Genomic DNA, 17,923 nt, shown 5'->3' with positions numbered 1-17,923 from the left:
GCCCGCGATGGCGTCATGTCAGTCAAAGCTATCCGTCATAAATCCACGGTCGCAGAAAGCAGGTAGGTCCGAGGTGTCGAAAGCGTCAACCCGGGCTCGCTGTCATCCGACGCACCGGCCGAACTCCAGTAGCGCTTGTCAGCCACGTTCTCGATATTGGCGCGCAATGTGATGTTCTTTTCCTCGACCTTGAACGCGTAGCGAGCGCCCACGTCGAAACGCTCCCAGGAATCGATTTCCTTGTTGTTGGACTGATCCAGGTATTGCGAGCTGGAATAGATGCCGCGGCTGGTGAGGGTCAGGCCCTGCACGGTCGGCACGTCCCACTCCGCGCCCAGGTTGACGTTGTATTTCGGCGTGGCCGGCGCCCGGTTGCCGTCGAAGGTGCCATTGGCGGTGTTGGTCAACTCGCTGTCGATGTACATGACGCCGCCGAGCAGGCGGAAACCCTCGAGCGGTTCACCGAACACACTCAGTTCCACACCTGTGTTCTCACGCTTGCCGTTCGGGCCGAAGACCCGCGTTGTGGCGTTGGTTTCGTAAGCCGGCTGCTTGATCCGGAACACCGCGGCGGTCACGGCGAACGCGCCGGCGTCATACTTGGCGCCGACCTCGACCTGGCGGCTGATGAACGGCGGGAAAATCTCGTCTTCGTTGATCGAGGTCGACGGCGCGATCTTGCCCTGGCTCAAGCCTTCCATGTAGTTGGCGTACAGCGACAGCTTATCGGTGGCCTTGAACAGGATGCCACCTGACGGCGAAACCTTTTCCTCGTCGTAGGCGGTGTCGCCTTTGACATTATCCGACCAGTCGTCAACCTTCACCCGCTGCCAGCGAGCGCCGAGGGTCAGCAACAGTCGGTCATCGAAGAACCCCAGGGTGTCGGACAACGCCACGCCGCTGAAGCGGTTCTCGGTATAGACCTTCGGGTCTTGTCGCGTCGGTCTTACCGGCGTGGGAGTTTCCACAGGGTTGTAGAGGTTGCTGGGGGCGGCCGCGTAACGTGCACCGCCATTCTCGAAGTCCATGTAGAAATAGCTGGCCGCCAGGTTGACCTCATGGCTCACCGGACCGGTATGAAACCAGTTGCGCACCCCCGCCGTGGCCGTCCGGACATTTTCATCGCGGGTGAAATCACGCGGTTGAACGCTGAAATCGCCCGCGTTGTTAGTGACCGCAACGGCATGCCGGAGGAAGTCATGATTGCTTTTGCGCGCCCCCACACCGCCGTACAGCATGACGGAATCGCTGACATCAAATTCGCCGTTCACCGTGCCGAACGTGTCGTTGGTGCTCGCCTTGCTCCACGGCTGCGCATAGTTGTGGCGCACATCGCTGGCACGCGGAACCTGCGCGTTGGCGTTGACCTGCACACGTTCCTGCGGGGCGTCGGTGTCACGCTCGGTGCGGCCGATGTCCGTCGAGAGACGCAGGCGTTCACCGCGAAAATCCAGGCCCAGCACGGCCATCTCGCGGTCGACATTCTGCTGATCCCACTCAGTGTCGCCGGACTGCTTCACGCCGTTGAAACGAATACCGAATTTGTTGTCTTCACCAAAACGCCGGCCGACATCCACGGCACCGCCGACCTGGCTGTCGGACGCGTAGCTGCCGGTGAACGAAGTGATCGGTTTGTCGGTGGCGCGCTTGGGCACCACATTGATCCCGCCACCCACGCTGCCCCGCGGCGAGATGCCGTTGATCAGCTGGCTCGGACCCTTGAGCACGTCGACGCGATCGGCCATTTCCATGTCGATTGTGTAGGTCGGCAGGACGCCGTAGAGACCGTTGTAGGCGACATCACTGTTGAACAGGCTGAGCCCGCGAATGGTGAATTGCTCGTAGCGCCCACCCGCCGGGTTGGTGGCGCGAACCGACGGATCGTTGGCGATCAGGTCGCCCAAGGTGCGCGCCTGCTGGTTTTTGACCACATCGCTGGTGTAGGTGGTCATGCTGAACGGCGTTTCCATAAAGTCCTTGGAGCCGAGCAAGCCTTGCGAACCACGGCGCGCGACCTGGCCGCCGGCATACGGATCGCCGTCCACTGGGTCGATGGAACCGAAAATCGAGGTGGCGCCCAGTTGCAGGCCGCTGCCTTCTGGTGCCGGGGTCAGGATGTAGGCCTGCTCGCCCACCGGTTGCAGTTGCAGGCCGGAACCCTGCAACAGCCGGGCAAAGCCCTCCTCCACGGCGAATTCGCCGGACAGACCGGGGCTGTTACGACCGCTCACCAGCGCCGGGTCAACCGAAAGGTTGACGCCCGCCAGACCGGCGAAACGGGTGAGTGCTGCGCTGAGGCTGCCTGCCGGCACCTGATAACTGCGTCGAGGCGCGTCTTCGGCCCAACCGGCGGTGATAAACAACGGACAGGCACTGAGGCTCAGCAACAGGCTCAAGTGCATTAACGGGCGCAGGCGGGATGAAGCCAGACGCGGACTGGATGGGAACACTGCGGGCATTGAAGAAGCTCTCTTATTTCGTTCACTTGCCTTGGATGACAAGCGACGCGAAAAAAGGGGACACACTTCAAACACTATTTTTACGCGGCAGCAGCGTGACCCAATAACGCGTACGCGAATGCACCTCCAGCGGCAAGCTGGCCGCCAGCAGTGCCAGGATACGATCGGTGTCTTCAAGGCGAAAACTGCCGGTGACACGCAGGGATTCCAGCTCCGGCTCCCAACGCAGCACGCCTGGACGATAGGTGCTGAGTTCACGCAGGAAATCCCCTAGCGGCTGGTTCTGCGCCATCAGCACACCGTCACGCCAACCTGGGGCGAGCACGTCGAAGGGCTCCACGGCGCCGGAACCCGCGACCTGAAGATTGACTTGCTGGCCTGCGCGCAACGAAAAGACCGGTCCGTGCAAAGGCTGCAACTGCACCGCACCGTTGAGCACCGACACCCTGCACCCCGTCTGCCTCTGACGAACACACACTTCGCTTTGACTGACGACCACCTGGCCGAAGTGCGTCTGGATCGTCAGCGGCGAGGTGCCGGGGACTTTCAGGGCTATTTCGCCCTCCACGAGCTTCAGTAGACGGTTGTTCAGATCGATATCGACGGCGCTCGCGGTGTTCAATTGCAGTGAGCTGCCATCGGCCAACCGAACTTTCTTGCCCTCACCGGTCGCCGTCCGCAGGTCGGCGCCCCAGACATCCAACGGCAACTGCCGACTGATCAGCCAGGCAGTCGGGACCAACGCCACCGCTCCGACGGCGCGCTTGAGCACCGTGCGGCGGCTCGGCTGCGGCCGATCGAGACTGGCCATCGCCAAGGCTGATGGGAGGTCGGCAAAGCGTTGACGCAAGAGTTGCGCTTTCTGCCAGGCCTGTTCGTGGCTGGAATGGCTGTCGCGCCAGCTCTGCAACTCGACTCGGTCCCGCTCATTGGCAGTGCCAGATTCCATAAGCGTCAGCCATTGCGCGGCAGCCCGTATGACTTGGCGGGCGTCGGCCGACGGTGCGGATCTGCTCACAGCGCCACCAACAGGCAATGTTCGTATGCTTGGGCCATGTAGCGCTTGATCGTGCGCTCCGAGACTTGCAGGCGCTCGGCGATTTCCTGGTAACCCAGGCCTTCCAGTTGGCTCCAGAGAAATGCCCGTCGTACTGGGGCCGGCAATCCATCGAGCAACTCGTCGAGGGCTTGCAGGGTTTCCAGCAGGATCCAGCGCTGCTCGGGGGACGGCACGCAGTCTTCAGGCAGCAGCGCCAGGGCGTTGAGGTAAGCCTGCTCGAGGCTGCGGCGCTTGTAGAAGTTGGTCAGCAGCCGTTTGCCCACGGTCGCCAGGTAGGCGCGGGGTTCTTGCAGATCAGCAATATGCTGGGAGCTGGCGAGCACGCGCACAAACGTATCCTGGCTCAGGTCCGCAGCATCATGACCATTGCTCATGCGTCGTCTCAACCAGCTTTCGAGCCAGCCGCGATGGTCGCGGTACAAGTCATGGAAGGTTTGCTCCTCCGGCATCGCTGCATCGCTCATTTCAAGAAGCCCTGTGCCAAGGAGTTATCGTAAATGAGAGTGATTCTAATTAATGTCGGGCGTATGAAGGAAGCGCTTTATGCATCGGAGAGCAGAAAGGTTCAATTGGGAGGGCATGAAGGGAGGAAAAGCCAAATCGCAGACACAAAAAACCCCGGTCTTTCGACCAGGGTCTTTGCTATCGACTCGAAGACAGCCAGCGGCTTTCTTCGTAGCTCCAAGGCGTTCAGTGGGCCTTGAGGCAGATATGGCGCAGCGGACGGGACTCGAACCCGCGACCCCCGGCGTGACAGGCCGGTATTCTAACCGACTGAACTACCGCTGCGTATCGCTTTGGACTTGCGTCCAAGTAACTCGTCTGACTGAAAGCTTCGAGGCTTTCAATCTCGAACCAGAATAAATTCTGACTCGGAAAATATGGCGCAGCGGACGGGACTCGAACCCGCGACCCCCGGCGTGACAGGCCGGTATTCTAACCGACTGAACTACCGCTGCGCGTCGGTGGAGGCTTTTAAAAGCTTCCATCTTGCTTTCGCAAGACTCTCGGAAGTGGTGGGTGATGACGGGATCGAACCGCCGACATTCTGCTTGTAAGGCAGACGCTCTCCCAGCTGAGCTAATCACCCGTTTGCATCTCCGAGGCCGCGAAATTTACGCAGGTAGCGAACCTAAGTCAATAGCAGGATTGAAGTTTTTCTGAAAAAGACAGAATCGTGTCATTCGGCACCGGTGTTGCAAACCGTCAGGCCGCCTGCTCGCGAAGGCAGCGGCACACTCAACCTCAATGCCGAAGACAGCCCCCCTGCCCCGTCACTCGCTGTAAATCATCTTCTTGGTCATGCCGCCATCAACCACAAACTCCTGGCCCGTGACGAAACCGGCATTCTTCGACAGCAGCCACGCCACCATTGCCGCGACGTCTTCGACGGTCCCGACCCTGCCCGCCGGATGCTGGGCATGGTCGGCATCGGTCAGGGGTTCGGCACGTCGTGCCGCCGGGTCCCGCGCATCGATCCAGCCAGGACTGACCGCGTTGACGCGAATTTCCGGCCCAAGGCTGATGGCCAACGCGTGAGTCAAAGCCAACAGGCCGCCCTTGCTCGCCGCGTAAGCCTCTGTGTCCGGCTCGGACTGCCCGGCGCGGGTCGAGGCCAGGTTGACGATCGCACCGCTGTGAGCGCGCAGATACGGCGCACAGTGTTTGGCCAACAGCATCGGCCCACTGAGATTGACCGCCAGCACCCGGTTCCAGTAAGCCAGGTCGAGGCTTTCCAGGGTGATGTTGTGCGGGTCGGCCACCGCTGCGTTACACACCAGCGCATCCAGGCGCCCGAATTGCCCCAGCACTTCGGCGACGCCCAGCGCCACTTGCCCTTCGTTCGAGACGTCCATGGCGATGAACCAGGCGTTTTCACCCAGCACCTTCGCCACTTTGGAGCCGCGCTCCCGATCGAGGTCGCTCAGCACCACCTGCCAGCCTTCGCTGATCAGCCAGGCCGCGATTCCCAGGCCAATGCCGCGTGCAGCACCGGTGACCAGGGCGACGCGGCCATGGGTGCCGGTGCCTGGCGTCGGCAACTCGATCACAAGGCAGCCAACCCGCGCGCCAGATCGGCTTGCAGGTCAGCGACATCTTCCAGGCCGACCGCGATGCGGATCAGGCTGTCACGAATGCCCGCCGCTTCACGCTCTTGCGGCGCCAGACGGCCGTGGGAGGTGGTGCTCGGGTGCGTGATCGTGGTTTTGCTGTCGCCCAGGTTGGCGGTGATGGAAATCAGACGGGTCGCATCGATAAAGCGCCAGGCGCCCTCTTTGCCGCCCTTGACCTCGAAACTCACGACCGCACCAAAGCCTTTTTGCTGACGCAGGGCCAACTCGTGCTGCGGATGGCTCTTGAGACCGGCGTAATGGACCTTCTCGATGCCGTCCTGCTGCTCCAGCCACTCGGCCAGTTGCTGGGCGTTGGCGCAATGCGCCTTCATGCGCAGGCTCAGGGTTTCCAGGCCCTTGAGGAAGATCCAGGCGTTGAACGGGCTCAAGGTCGGCCCGGCGGTACGCAGGAAGCCGACAACTTCTTTCATCTGCTCGCTGCGACCGGCGACAACACCGCCCATGCAACGACCCTGACCGTCGATGAACTTGGTCGCCGAGTGCACGACGATGTCCGCGCCCATCTTCAGCGGCTGTTGCAACGCAGGGGTGCAGAAGCAGTTGTCGACCACCAGCATCGCGCCTTTGGCGTGAGCGATTTTCGCCAGCTCGGCGATGTCCACCAGCCTTGCCAATGGGTTGGACGGCGACTCGACGAACAGCAATTTGGTGTTGGCCTTGATCGCCGCGTCCCAACCGGACAGGTCCGCCAGGGGCACATAATCGACTTCGATGCCAAAGCGTTTGAAGTATTTTTCGAACAGGCTGATGGTCGAGCCAAACACGCTGCGTGACACCAGCACATGATCGCCGGCGCTGCACAGGCTCATGACTACTGCCATGATCGCCGCCATGCCGGTGGCCGTGGCCACCGCTTGTTCAGCGCTTTCCAGCGCGGCAATGCGCTCTTCGAACGCACGTACGGTCGGGTTGGTGTAGCGCGAGTAAACGTTGCCCGGCACTTCACCGGCAAAGCGAGCGGCCGCGTCGGCGGCGGTACGGAATACGTAGCTGGAGGTGAAGAACATCGGATCACCGTGTTCGCCTTCCGGCGTGCGGTGCTGACCGGCGCGTACGGCCAGGGTATCGAACGCTACGCCTTCGAGGTCGCTGTCCAGCCGACCGGCATCCCAATCCTGACTCATGCTGTCACTCCTTGCCTTGTTCTTTGTTGGTCGATACAAAACCGGTCTGTAGGAGCGTGGCTTGCCCGCGAAGGCGTCTTTGGAATCGCCAAAAGCTTCGCGGGCAAGCCTCGCTCCTACTAGTTGTTGTACAGATCAATGATCGCGCTGACTGCCTGCGTCTTGACCTTGGAGGCATCGTTACGTGCCTGTTCGATCTTGTTCAGGTATGCCTCGTCGACATCGCCGGTGACGTACTGGCCATCGAACACCGCACAATCGAACTTCTCGATCTTGATCTTGCCGCCACCCACCGCTTCGATCAAGTCAGGCAGGTCCTGATAGATCAACCAGTCGGCGCCGATCAGGTCGGCAACGTCCTGGGTCGAACGATTGTGGGCGATCAGCTCGTGAGCGCTCGGCATGTCGATGCCGTAGACGTTCGGGTAGCGAACGGCCGGGGCCGCAGAGCAGAAGTAGACGTTTTTCGCGCCTGCTTCACGGGCCATCTGGATGATCTGCTTGCAGGTGGTGCCGCGAACGATCGAGTCGTCCACCAGCATCACGTTTTTGCCGCGGAATTCCAGTTCGATGGCGTTGAGCTTCTGGCGCACGGATTTTTTCCGCGCAGCCTGGCCCGGCATGATGAAGGTCCGGCCGATGTAGCGGTTCTTCACGAAGCCTTCGCGGAACTTGACGCCCAAATGGTTCGCCAGCTCCAGGGCCGCGGTGCGGCTGGTGTCCGGGATCGGGATGACCACGTCGATGTCGTGATCCGGACGCTCGCGCAAGATCTTCTCGGCGAGTTTCTCACCCATGCGCAGACGGGCCTTGTAGACCGACACGCCGTCGATGATCGAGTCCGGACGCGCCAGGTAGACGTGTTCGAAGATGCACGGGGTCAGGGACGGGTTGGTCGCGCACTGACGGGTGTGCAGCTTGCCGTCTTCAGTGATGTAGACCGCTTCGCCCGGTGCCAGGTCGCGAATCAGGGTGAAACCCAGCACGTCCAGGGAAACGCTTTCGGAGGCGATCATGTACTCGACGCCTTCGTCGGTGTGACGCTGACCGAAGACAATCGGGCGGATGCCGTGCGGGTCGCGGAAACCGACGATGCCGTAACCGGTCACCATCGCCACGACCGCGTAACCACCGACGCAACGGTTGTGCACGTCAGTGACGGCCGCGAACACGTCTTCTTCGGTTGGCTGCAACTTGCCGCGCTGGGCCAGTTCGTGTGCGAACACGTTGAGCAGCACTTCCGAATCGGAGTTGGTGTTGACGTGGCGCAGGTCAGATTCGTAAATCTCCTTGGCCAGCTGTTCAACGTTGGTCAGGTTACCGTTGTGCGCCAGGGTGATGCCATAAGGCGAGTTGACGTAAAACGGTTGGGCTTCGGCCGAAGTCGAGCTGCCCGCGGTCGGGTAACGCACATGGCCAATGCCCATGTGGCCGACCAGGCGCTGCATGTGACGCTGATGGAACACGTCACGCACCAGGCCATTGTCCTTGCGCAGGAATAACCGGCCATCATGGCTGGTCACGATACCGGCAGCGTCCTGGCCGCGGTGCTGGAGGACGGTTAGCGCGTCATACAGCGCCTGATTGACGTTCGACTTACCGACGATACCGACGATGCCACACATGCGACGCAACCCCTACTTAATGGATCTGAACTGAACACAACTCACTGAGGCGTTTTGGCCATCGGCAAGAGGTGCTCCTTGAACGGTATCTCAGCGGGTACGCTGATACCGCTGGCAAGCCACTGACTGCTCCACCCGAGGATCAGGTTTTTGGACCAGTCTGCGACCAATAGAAATTTTGGCACGAGCTGTGACTGTTGCCACCACCCGTCCTGCTGTACCGGCCCCAGACTCAACAGCCCGACCGCCACGACCACCAGCAACACGCCACGCGCAGCGCCGAAGGCCATGCCGAGGAATCGATCGGTCCCGGACAACCCGGTGACGCGAACCAACTCGCCGATAAGGTAATTGATCATTGCGCCTACGATTAACGTGGCGACAAACATGATGGCACAGCCCGTGATCACACGAGCCGATGGCGTTTCGATGTATCCGGCGAGGTACTCGGACAATGAACCACCGAACATCCAGGCGACGACTCCTGCGATGATCCAGGTCACCAGCGATAATGCTTCTTTGACGAAGCCGCGGCTCAGACTGATCAATGCGGAGATGGCGACGATTGCAACGATCGCCCAGTCAACCCAGGTAAATGGCACAGTGCAGCCTACAGACGGATAAGGCGGCGCATTTTAGCAGAGCCCATGGCTATCGGTAAGCTGCGATTGTCAGTGCATTTCAAATCGGGGTGATAGTTTTAGTTGCGCTCAGGCTGAAAACGCACCACAAAACCCTTGAGGTTCTTCTGGCGGCCCAATAAGTCGCGCAGACGATCGGCTTCGGCACGTTCGATCAGCGGCCCGACAAACACCCGATTCTTGCCATCGGCTGTACGGATGTAGGCGTTATAGCCCTGACTACGCAGGTCTTTTTGCAGACTTTCGGCACTGGCACGGCTCGACAGGCTGGCCAGTTGCACTGACCAGCTGACCGACAGGCCATTGGCATCGACGCGGCTTTGAGTCGTGTCAGGTTTGCCCGACGCAGCAGAGATTGGTTGAGATGGCGCAGTTGCAGGCTTGGCAGCCAAAGCAGGCACCGGAGCTGGCGCGGCCGGTTTAGCGACAGGTGCAGGTGCCGGCGCCACTGGCGCACTCGGTGCAATCGGTGCAATCGGCGTCGACGGTGCTGCTTCTTGCTGAGCGATTTCGTCATCACTCGGCACAGGTTCCTGAGGCAGCGCTTGCGGCTCAGGCACGACCACCGGTTCGACCTGAACTTGCGGCACCGCAGGCGCTTGCGGCGCAGCCGGGGCTTCGACCGTCACTTGACGCTGCTCATCCTGGCGGGAAAACAGCATCGGCAGGAAAATCACCGCCAGCGCCACCAGAACCAGGGCGCCAACCATGCGCTGTTTGTATGCCTTATCCAGCAATGCCATTTGCCGCTTCCTCCGTGGAGCGCCGAGCCAGCCATTCAAGGGCCTCGGCGACACAATAAAATGATCCGAACAACAGAATCTCGTCGTCGCACGTCGCCAGCGCGCACTGCCCTTCCAGGGCGGCGGCCACGCTGTCATAGGACGTTACCGCGGCGCCAAGGTTCTGCAACGCTGCCTGCAAATCGGCCACCGGGCGCGCACGCGGTGAATCCAGCGGCGCGACAGCCCATTGCTGGACACTAGCATTCAATTCACTGACAACACCATCCAGATCCTTGTCCGCCAACAATCCAAACACTGCCAGACGCTTGCCGACCGGCGGACGGCTGGCCAGACGGCGCGCGAGATACTCGGCCGCATGCGGGTTATGACCCACATCCAGCAACAGGTTCAGACGTTTGCCCTGCCAGTCGAACTGACGGCGATCAAGACGACCGACCACCCGCGTCGCTTTCAGGGCTTCAATAATCTGTGCATCCACCCACGGCAAACCGAGCAACAGGTAAGCCTGCAAGGCCAGTGCGGCGTTTTCCATCGGCAGATCGAGCAACGGCAAATCGTGCAGCTCGACCACACGCCCTTGAGCGTCAAGACCGCGCCATTGCCAATTGTGATCGGTCACTCCGAGGTCAAAATCGCGCCCACGCAGGAAGAACGGGCAAGCCAGCTCGCGCGCTTTATCCAGCAGAGGTTGCGGAGGATTCAGGTCGCCACAGAGCGCAGGCGCGCCCTGACGGAAGATGCCGGCTTTCTCAAAGGCCACGGATTCACGGGTATCGCCCAGATAATCGACGTGATCAACACCGATGCTGGTGACCAGCGCCATGTCGGCATCGACCACGTTGACCGTGTCCAGACGCCCGCCCAAGCCGACTTCCAGCACCACGGCATCAAGCCCTGCCTGTTGAAACAGCCAGAACGCCGCCAGGGTGCCCATTTCGAAGTACGTCAGGGACGTGTCGCCACGGCCTGCCTCGACCGCAGCAAAGGCTTCGCACAGCGCGGCATCAGTCGCTTCGACGCCGTTGACCTGCACCCGCTCGTTGTAACGCAACAGGTGCGGAGAATTGTAGACACCAACGTTCAGGCCCTGCGCCCGCAGCAATGAAGCCACGAATGCACAGGTAGAACCCTTGCCGTTGGTGCCGGTGACCGTGATCACCCGAGGCGCCGGCTTGCCCAGCCCCATGCGGGACGCTACCTGTTGCGAGCGCTCAAGGCCCATGTCGATGGCCGAAGGGTGCAACTGCTCAAGGTAGGCGAGCCACTCGCCAAGGGTACGTTCGGTCATAGGTTGGCAGGTACCGGTGGAACCACGATCGGTTCGATCGGTGCGGCAACGAATTTTGGCGTCGGCAGACCCATCATTTGTGCCAGCAGGTTGCCCAGGCGCGGACGCAGTTCCTGACGGTGAATGATCATGTCGATTGCACCGTGCTCCAGCAGGAACTCGCTGCGCTGGAAGCCTTCCGGCAGTTTTTCACGCACGGTTTGCTCGATCACGCGCGGACCGGCGAAGCCGATCAGGGCTTTCGGCTCGCCGACAATCACGTCGCCCAGCATGGCCAGGCTGGCGGAAACACCGCCGTAGACCGGGTCGGTCAGCACGGAGATGAACGGAATGCCTTCTTCACGCAGACGCGCCAGTACCGCAGAGGTCTTGGCCATTTGCATCAGGGAGATCAGGGCTTCCTGCATCCGCGCACCACCGGAGGCGGCGAAGCAGATCATCGGGCAACGGTTTTCCAGCGCGTAGTTGGCGGCGCGGACAAAACGCTCACCGACGATGGCGCCCATCGAACCACCCATGAAGGAGAACTCGAAGGCCGAGACCACCACCGGCATGCCCAGCAGGGAGCCGCTCATGGAGATCAGTGCATCTTTTTCGCCGGTCTGCTTCTGGGCAGCGGTCAGGCGATCCTTGTACTTCTTGCCGTCACGGAACTTCAGACGGTCAACCGGCTCCAGGTCCGCGCCCAGTTCGGTACGGCCTTCGGCGTCGAGGAAGATGTCGATGCGCGCACGGGCGCCGATACGCATGTGGTGGTTGCACTTGGGGCAAACGTCCAGGGTCTTTTCCAGCTCCGGACGATACAGCACAGCCTCGCAAGACGGGCATTTGTGCCACAGACCTTCAGGCACCGAGCTCTTCTTGACCTCGGAACGCATGATCGAAGGGATCAGTTTGTCTACTAACCAGTTGCTCATGCTTTCTTTCTCCAGTACCGGCGGCCCGAACGCTCTGGTTCGCAGCCCCGCGTATGCCCTTGAGCTAAATTCATGTTTGTGTGGCGATGATCGATGGGTTGCCACGGTCAGCGTAAAACGTGACCTGCGTACAACGCATAAATCCTCAGCCATGCCTGCTTTGTGCAAGTGCAGTTATGGACGGCGGCAGTCTGCCAGCCGTCACATCAACGCCAGGATCAAAAGATCGCAGCCTCGTTTCACTCGACAGCTCCTACAACCGCCTTGATGAATGCCTGAATTTTTGCGTGATCCTTGATGCCCTTGCTCGCCTCTACCCCACCGCTGACATCCACCGCGTATGGCCGAACCCGGGCGATTGCCTCAGCCACGTTATCCGGCGTCAGGCCGCCGGCAAGGATGATCGGTTTGCTCAAGCCTTGCGGTATCAGAGACCAGTCGAACGCTTCACCGGTTCCGCCGGGAACGCCTTCGACATAGGCATCGAGCAGAATACCGCTGGCACTTGGAAACGCATTGCATGCCGCCGCGATGTCATCGCCGGCCTTGACCCGCAGCGCCTTGATGTACGGGCGGTGCCAGCCCTCACAGTCGGCTGCGGTTTCGTCGCCATGGAACTGCAACAGGTCCAGCGGCACGGCGTCGAGCAGTTCGCCCAACTCGCAGCGGCTGCTGTTGACGAACAATCCCACGGTGGTCACGAACGGCGGCAGCGCCTTGATAATGTCTCGCGCCTGCTGGAACGTCACTGCCCGCGGGCTCTTGGCGTAAAACACGAATCCGATGGCATCCGCCCCGGCCTCGACCGCCGCCAACGCATCTTCTATGCGGGTAATCCCACAAATCTTGCTGCGAACGGCTGACATGTCGATAAAACCCCAGGGCAAATCCGAGAAAGTCCCGGATGGTAACAAATGCGTTCGAGGGCGTCAGCCGTCAAGTTCAGAGAAGCCGGTGAGGAAGTGTGGGCCGATGTAACGCTCAGGCAATTCGAACTCGTCGCGATACTCGACCTGCACCAGGTACAGACCGTAGGGATGCGCCGTCACCCCGCCAGAACGACGGATCCGGCTCTCCAGCACTTCTTTCATCCACTCCACCGGACGCTCGCCGGCACCGATGGTCATCAATACACCGGCGATGTTGCGCACCATGTGGTGCAGGAAGGCACTGGCGCGAATATCCAGCACGATCATCTTGCCGTGGCGCGTGACCCGCAGGTGATGCAGTTCCTTGATCGGCGACTTGGCCTGGCACTGACCGGCGCGAAAAGCGCTGAAATCATGGGTGCCGACCAGATACTGGGCGGCCTCGGCCATGCGCTCGACGTCGAGCGGACGGTGGTTCCAGGTGATTTCTTCGTTGAGGTGCGCCGGGCGGATCTGATCGTTGTAGATCACGTAGCGATAGCGCCGGGCGATGGCCTTGAAGCGCGCATGAAAGTGAGCCGGCATGACCTTGGCCCAGCTGACGCTGACGTCGTGGGGCAAGTTGATATTGGCGCCCATGACCCAGGCCTTCATCGAACGCTCGACCTGCGTATCGAAATGCACCACTTGGCCGCACGCATGCACGCCCGCGTCAGTACGCCCGGCGCAGAGCAGCGACACCGGTGAATCGGCGACTTTGGACAAGGCCTTTTCGAGGGTTTCCTGCACGGTCAGTACGCCGGAGGCCTGGCGCTGCCAGCCGCGATAGCGCGAGCCTTTGTATTCAACGCCCAACGCGATCCGGAAAAAGCCGTCGGCTGCCATTTCGGCGGCCGGGTTATCTATATTTGCCAAGGAGTAACAGCCTGCTGATGTGCGCAAAGGCGGGCATTATAAGGCCGCCGCACCGGGATGCCAGAGGCGGGTGGTTTTTGGAGCTTGTCAGAGTCGGGATTTGTACCGAGGCCAAGGGCCTCATCGCGGCCAAGCCCGCTCCCACATTGGAATGCGGTCAACCTGTGGGAGCGGGCTTGCCCGCGATGGCGATCTGACAGACGCCGTCGCGCCACCGCTGAAACAAAAACGGCAGCCTCACCGGGCTGCCGTTTTGTTTATTGCCTACCGATCATTCAAGCCAGGCGAGAAAGCATTTCCTTGGCTTCGCTCTTCTGACCGGCATCGCCTTCACTTACCACCTCATTGAGGATGTCCCGAGCGCCGTCGGCGTCGCCCATGTCGATGTAGGCCTGGGCCAGATCGAGCTTGGTGGCGACTTCATCGGTGCCGGACAGAAAGTCGAAATCCGGCTCGTCCGCCGCAGAAGCCATAGCGTCTTCTGCGGTAAAGGTCGGTTCGCCCATGCTCTGGGACAGACGATCCAGCTCGGCGTTGACCTCATCCAGTTCCGCTGCAAAGGCGTCCGGAACATCAGGTTCGGTCGGTGTCGCGTCCATTTCGTCGGCCAGCGACAAGTCGAAATCGGCGGGCAACTCCAGATCATCCTGCGGAACTTCAGGTTTCACAGGCTCAACAGGCAAATCCTTCACGCCTTCGTCGAGATCCAGCAGGAAATCGTCTTCCTCGAGCATCGCCGGCGACGGGTCTCCCCCCAAATCCATGTCCAGATCGAAGTCCGACAGGTCGTCGAGGTTTTCCTTGATTTCGGTCTGTTCCTTCAACACCGACTCGAAGCTCAGGTCGTCGTCCAGCGGGAACTCTTCAAGGTCAGCGACAGATTCCGGCTCTGGCTCAACCACCGCCGGAGAAGCGGCTTCCAGATCATCCAGGCTCAAGTCGAAGGCACTGTCCAAGTCATCGGCCGGTGCTTGCGGCTCGTCCAGCAACAGGTCCTTGACGTACTGCGCGTCCAGCTCGGCGGCGATGGCGGCAGCGGCGAGACCACCGGCAGCGGCGATAGCCATGGCCGGGAAGCGGGTTTTCAGCTTTTCGACCTGGGCGAAGTTGTCACCGTTGGCCACCAGCTGGCGCTCCTGAGCCACAAATGCATCGCGATCGCCCTGCTGACCGTAGACTTCCATCAGTTTCAGGCGCAGGTCGCTGCGTTGCGGTTCTTGCTTGATGCCGTCCTCGAGCAACGCGGCAGCCTGGTTCAAACGACCGGCGGCGATGTGCGACTGGGCCTTGGTCAGTACGTCGTCATCGCGGTCGGCCGCTGGCGATACCAGTGGCGCAGCGATCGGCGTCGTCATTACGTCCGGGGCTGGGACTGGCGCTGGCGCAGGTGGTGGCGTTGGTATCGGCGCGGGAGCGAGCGTCACGCTCGGCGGCGGAACTTCCAGGCCTTCGAAGCTGCTCTCCGGCAGTTCCTGCTCGGCAGAGAATTCCTTCTCTTCTTCCAGGGCACGCGCCATGCGCAAGTGTTTCTCGGCTTCTTGCTGGGCCTTGCGGCGACGTGCCAGCAACAGCAGCAGAAGTAGCAGAACCACTGCACCGCCGCCCACCAGCCCCAGAAGGACCGGATTGGTCAGCAGCTCGTTGAATGTCTGATCTTCAGAGGCAACTGGCGTCGGCTCGACTGCCGGTTCAGCAGGCACTGGTGCCGGAGCGGCCTCAGGTGCCGCCGCCTCGGGCGCAGGCGCTACCGGAGCAGGAACCACTTCAGTCGGTGCCGCCGCAGGGTTGGCGGCCAGTTCAGCAGACATTGCCGGAGCGGTCGCCGCTGGAGCCGGCGATCCGACCGCGCCTTCGGCCTGCAACTTGGCCAATTGATTGTTCTTCAGCTCGATCAGGCGCTGCAGCTTTTCCATCTGACTTTGCAGATCGGTCATGCGACTTTTCAGTTCGGCGTTGTCACGACGGGTCGTGTCGAGGCTTTCCTGGGTCACTGCCAGTTTGTTACCCAAGGCTTTTGCATCGCCTGCAGGGCCTTTGCCCCGGCCTTTGCCGGTTTCGGCAGAAACCAAACTCAGGTTGTCTTTCGCCGCCTGCGTCGGAGCAGCGTCAGCGCGGCCACGCTTGGTGGCATCGAGTTGTTGCTGCCCGGTGCCAGGCTTCGCCACATAACGACGCCCCTGGCGCCATGCGGTGTTCTGCGCAGCGACTTCAGCGATTGCCTTGGTTTGCGGCAGGCTGGTGCTCTGCGTCTGATCCGGCATGCGCAGCACCTGACCGGTTTTCAGCCGGTTGATGTTGCCGTCGATGAAGGCATCCGGGTTCAGTGCCTGGATGGCCAGCATGGTTTGCTGGACCGACCCGCCATTACGCGCCTTCGCGGCGATTTCCCACAGGGTATCGCGCGGCGTGGTGGTGTATTGGGACGGCGTGGTGGCACCGGTCACCGGCGCAGTAACCGCCTGGGTCGGTGCAGGCTGCGCAGCCGCTTCAGCGGTCTGCGGGGAGAATTTGGACGGATCGAGCAGCACGCTGTAATCGCGCAGCAGACGACCGTTGGGCCACATCACCTGAACCAGGAATTTCACCATCGGTTCGGACAGGGGTTTGCTGGACGTCACACGCAGGATGCTTTTGCCGCTGGCGTTGAGCACGGGCGTGAAGGTCAGGTCGTTGAGAAACGCCTGGCGATCGACGCCTGCCTTGGCGAAATCTTCCGGCGAAGCCAGGCTCGGCACCACTTCCGCGGCGGTGAGGTCCTTGACGTCGAGCAGCTCGATTTCCGCCACCAGAGGTTGGTTCAGCGTCGACTTCAGGGTCAATTCCCCGAGCCCGAGGGCATGCGCCATACCGGAGGACAGCGCCGAGGCGGCCGCTATTGCTAACACCAGTTTGCGAACTTGAACCATAGCCTCTTCCTTTGTTTGAACATTCCTCGGCCAGCGAGAAGGTGTTGATAGCCGCTGCCGTAAGGCATTGCGCGCGGCGACGAAGGGTCGTCACGCGCGATCATTTCATTAATGCCCCGGAAAGCCCCGAAGGGTGGCTCGCCATCAGCAATCCGGCCAAGCATAGCGCTCGACCGGACTCATTCGAAAAATTGTTGCCAAGTATCTTTTACAGCAGGTCTTTTATCAACAATTCAGCCACCTGCACAGCATTGAGCGCGGCGCCTTTGCGTACGTTATCTGACGTCAGCCACAAATTAAGTTCCGACGGGTCGTCGATACCCTGGCGAACCCGACCAACGTAGACCACGTCCTGCCCTACCGCATCGCCCACCGCTGTCGGGTAATCACCGGCTTCCACCAGTTCGATACCCGGTGCGTCTTCCAGCGCCGCGTTGACTTTCGCCAGGTCCACAGCGCTCGCCGATTGCAAGGTCACGCTAAAGCTATCGCCAAAAAACACCGGGGCTTGAATGCAAGTGACGGAAATCTTTAATAAAGGCAGCGCCATGACCTGTCGCAACTCACGCACCAGGCGTTTTTCCAGCAGCGTATGGCCCTGCTCATCAGGCTTGCCGACCTGAGCCAACAGGTTGAAAGCCATCTGCCGATCGAAGAAGGTCGGCTCCAGCGGACGCACATTGAGCAGCTCGGCGGTTTGCCGGGCCAGCTCGGTAACGGCTTCGCGACCTTGGGCGGAGACGGCCAGGCTGGCGGTCAGGTTGATGCGCTGCAGGTCGAGCAAACCAAGCAACGGCGCCAATACCACGGCCAGCGTGGTGGCCGACGGGCTTGGGCTGCTGACCTGGAACGGTTTTTTCAAACCGGCCAAAATGTCGGCGTTGGCTTCCGGTACCACTTGCGGCGCCTGATCGGCCGGCAAGGCACCGGACAGGTCGATCAGCGAGCAACCGGCGGCGGTGGCGCGCGAGGCGAAACTCAGGGTCACTGCCGGACCGGCGGCGAAGAACACCAACTGAACCTTGCTGAAATCGAATTCGTCGACTTCACGCACCCGCACGTTCTTGCCGCGAAACGGCACCGAATGCCCGGCGGATTCGCTGCTGGCCAGCAGGTGCAGGTTGCCGACCGGGAAATCGCGCTCTTCGAGAATCTGCACGAGCGTTTCGCCGACAGTACCGGTGGCGCCGATCACGGCAATATCAAAGGACTGGCTCATGGTTTTACCTCAGGCGAAA

At 61.1% G+C, this 17,923-nt stretch carries 14 protein-coding genes and 3 tRNA genes; all 17 read right to left on the bottom strand.

All coding sequences use genetic code 11. The features are described 5' to 3' along the window. Positions 1 to 35: 35 nt before the first annotated feature. Positions 36 to 2,459 carry a TonB-dependent siderophore receptor gene (locus ACIQV9_RS23945; RefSeq protein WP_403106752.1) on the bottom strand — a complete coding sequence of 808 codons (2,424 nt, stop codon included), beginning with the start codon at positions 2,457 to 2,459 and terminating at the stop codon, positions 36 to 38. Positions 2,460 to 2,526: 67 nt separating this feature from the next. Then, entirely contained in the window at positions 2,527 to 3,477 is a 951-nt protein-coding gene (locus tag ACIQV9_RS23940) for a FecR domain-containing protein (RefSeq protein ID WP_403106749.1), read from the bottom strand. Then, positions 3,474 to 3,983, bottom strand: a complete 510-nt coding sequence (locus ACIQV9_RS23935; protein WP_403106746.1) for a sigma-70 family RNA polymerase sigma factor — start codon at positions 3,981 to 3,983, stop codon at positions 3,474 to 3,476. The genes ACIQV9_RS23940 and ACIQV9_RS23935 overlap by 4 nt, the downstream gene beginning before the upstream one ends. A gap of 248 nt (positions 3,984 to 4,231) precedes the next feature. Beyond that, positions 4,232 to 4,308: transfer RNA gene (locus ACIQV9_RS23930), tRNA-Asp, on the bottom strand. A gap of 93 nt (positions 4,309 to 4,401) precedes the next feature. After that, positions 4,402 to 4,478 (bottom strand) — tRNA-Asp (locus tag ACIQV9_RS23925). 55 nt (positions 4,479 to 4,533) lie between these two features. Then, positions 4,534 to 4,609: transfer RNA gene (locus tag ACIQV9_RS23920), tRNA-Val, on the bottom strand. Between the two features lie 184 nt (positions 4,610 to 4,793). Beyond that, entirely contained in the window at positions 4,794 to 5,570 is a 777-nt protein-coding gene (locus ACIQV9_RS23915; RefSeq protein ID WP_403106743.1) for an SDR family oxidoreductase, read from the bottom strand. After that, positions 5,567 to 6,778, bottom strand: a complete 1,212-nt coding sequence (locus ACIQV9_RS23910) for an O-succinylhomoserine sulfhydrylase (protein WP_403106740.1) — start codon at positions 6,776 to 6,778, stop codon at positions 5,567 to 5,569. The genes ACIQV9_RS23915 and ACIQV9_RS23910 overlap by 4 nt, the downstream gene beginning before the upstream one ends. 119 nt (positions 6,779 to 6,897) lie before the next feature. Continuing rightward, positions 6,898 to 8,403 (bottom strand): amidophosphoribosyltransferase, encoded by a 1,506-nt coding sequence (gene purF, locus ACIQV9_RS23905; RefSeq protein WP_007905939.1) that lies wholly within the window; start codon positions 8,401 to 8,403, stop codon positions 6,898 to 6,900. Positions 8,404 to 8,444: 41 nt separating this feature from the next. Further along, positions 8,445 to 9,005 (bottom strand): CvpA family protein, encoded by a 561-nt coding sequence (locus ACIQV9_RS23900; protein WP_403106736.1) that lies wholly within the window; start codon positions 9,003 to 9,005, stop codon positions 8,445 to 8,447. A 98-nt stretch (positions 9,006 to 9,103) separates the two neighbouring features. Then, entirely contained in the window at positions 9,104 to 9,787 is a 684-nt protein-coding gene (locus tag ACIQV9_RS23895) for an SPOR domain-containing protein (RefSeq protein WP_403106733.1), read from the bottom strand. Next, a complete protein-coding gene (gene folC, locus ACIQV9_RS23890) occupies positions 9,771 to 11,078 on the bottom strand; it encodes a bifunctional tetrahydrofolate synthase/dihydrofolate synthase (RefSeq protein WP_403106731.1) in 1,308 nt (435 codons plus the stop codon). The genes ACIQV9_RS23895 and folC overlap by 17 nt, the downstream gene beginning before the upstream one ends. Then, entirely contained in the window at positions 11,075 to 11,995 is a 921-nt protein-coding gene (accD, locus tag ACIQV9_RS23885) for an acetyl-CoA carboxylase, carboxyltransferase subunit beta (RefSeq protein ID WP_403106729.1), read from the bottom strand. Before accD ends, folC begins: the two co-directional genes overlap by 4 nt. A gap of 239 nt (positions 11,996 to 12,234) precedes the next feature. Then, complete coding sequence (locus tag ACIQV9_RS23880) at positions 12,235 to 12,861, bottom strand: phosphoribosylanthranilate isomerase (protein WP_403106727.1); 627 nt, start codon at positions 12,859 to 12,861, stop codon at positions 12,235 to 12,237. Positions 12,862 to 12,924: 63 nt separating this feature from the next. After that, positions 12,925 to 13,749, bottom strand: a complete 825-nt coding sequence (truA, locus tag ACIQV9_RS23875) for a tRNA pseudouridine(38-40) synthase TruA (protein ID WP_403106832.1) — start codon at positions 13,747 to 13,749, stop codon at positions 12,925 to 12,927. A 305-nt stretch (positions 13,750 to 14,054) separates the two neighbouring features. After that, positions 14,055 to 16,685: a FimV/HubP family polar landmark protein gene (locus ACIQV9_RS23870; RefSeq protein ID WP_403106725.1), complete on the bottom strand. Its 2,631-nt coding sequence runs from the start codon at positions 16,683 to 16,685 to the stop codon at positions 14,055 to 14,057. Between the two features lie 208 nt (positions 16,686 to 16,893). Beyond that, positions 16,894 to 17,904, bottom strand: a complete 1,011-nt coding sequence (locus ACIQV9_RS23865) for an aspartate-semialdehyde dehydrogenase (protein WP_403106722.1) — start codon at positions 17,902 to 17,904, stop codon at positions 16,894 to 16,896. Positions 17,905 to 17,923 lie beyond the last annotated feature (19 nt).

The sequence above is a fragment of the Pseudomonas sp. NPDC099000 genome, from assembly GCF_044759925.1.
In the GTDB taxonomy this organism is placed as follows: Bacteria; Pseudomonadota; Gammaproteobacteria; order Pseudomonadales; family Pseudomonadaceae; genus Aquipseudomonas.
This window is presented reverse-complemented; position numbering and strand designations above follow the sequence as displayed.

What these genes read in the sequence shown, in the direction of transcription:
- ACIQV9_RS23945 (WP_403106752.1), bottom strand. Translation starts at nt 2,459, where the DNA reads ATGCCCGCAGTGTTCCCATCCAGTCCGCGTCTGGCTTCATCCCGCCTG.
- ACIQV9_RS23935 (WP_403106746.1), bottom strand. Translation starts at nt 3,983, where the DNA reads ATGAGCGATGCAGCGATGCCGGAGGAGCAAACCTTCCATGACTTGTAC.
- ACIQV9_RS23910 (WP_403106740.1), bottom strand. Translation starts at nt 6,778, where the DNA reads ATGAGTCAGGATTGGGATGCCGGTCGGCTGGACAGCGACCTCGAAGGC.
- purF (WP_007905939.1), bottom strand. Translation starts at nt 8,403, where the DNA reads ATGTGTGGCATCGTCGGTATCGTCGGTAAGTCGAACGTCAATCAGGCG.
- ACIQV9_RS23895 (WP_403106733.1), bottom strand. Translation starts at nt 9,787, where the DNA reads ATGGCATTGCTGGATAAGGCATACAAACAGCGCATGGTTGGCGCCCTG.
- folC (WP_403106731.1), bottom strand. Translation starts at nt 11,078, where the DNA reads ATGACCGAACGTACCCTTGGCGAGTGGCTCGCCTACCTTGAGCAGTTG.
- accD (WP_403106729.1), bottom strand. Translation starts at nt 11,995, where the DNA reads ATGAGCAACTGGTTAGTAGACAAACTGATCCCTTCGATCATGCGTTCC.
- ACIQV9_RS23880 (WP_403106727.1), bottom strand. Translation starts at nt 12,861, where the DNA reads ATGTCAGCCGTTCGCAGCAAGATTTGTGGGATTACCCGCATAGAAGAT.
- truA (WP_403106832.1), bottom strand. Translation starts at nt 13,749, where the DNA reads ATGGCAGCCGACGGCTTTTTCCGGATCGCGTTGGGCGTTGAATACAAA.
- ACIQV9_RS23870 (WP_403106725.1), bottom strand. Translation starts at nt 16,685, where the DNA reads ATGGTTCAAGTTCGCAAACTGGTGTTAGCAATAGCGGCCGCCTCGGCG.
- ACIQV9_RS23865 (WP_403106722.1), bottom strand. Translation starts at nt 17,904, where the DNA reads ATGAGCCAGTCCTTTGATATTGCCGTGATCGGCGCCACCGGTACTGTC.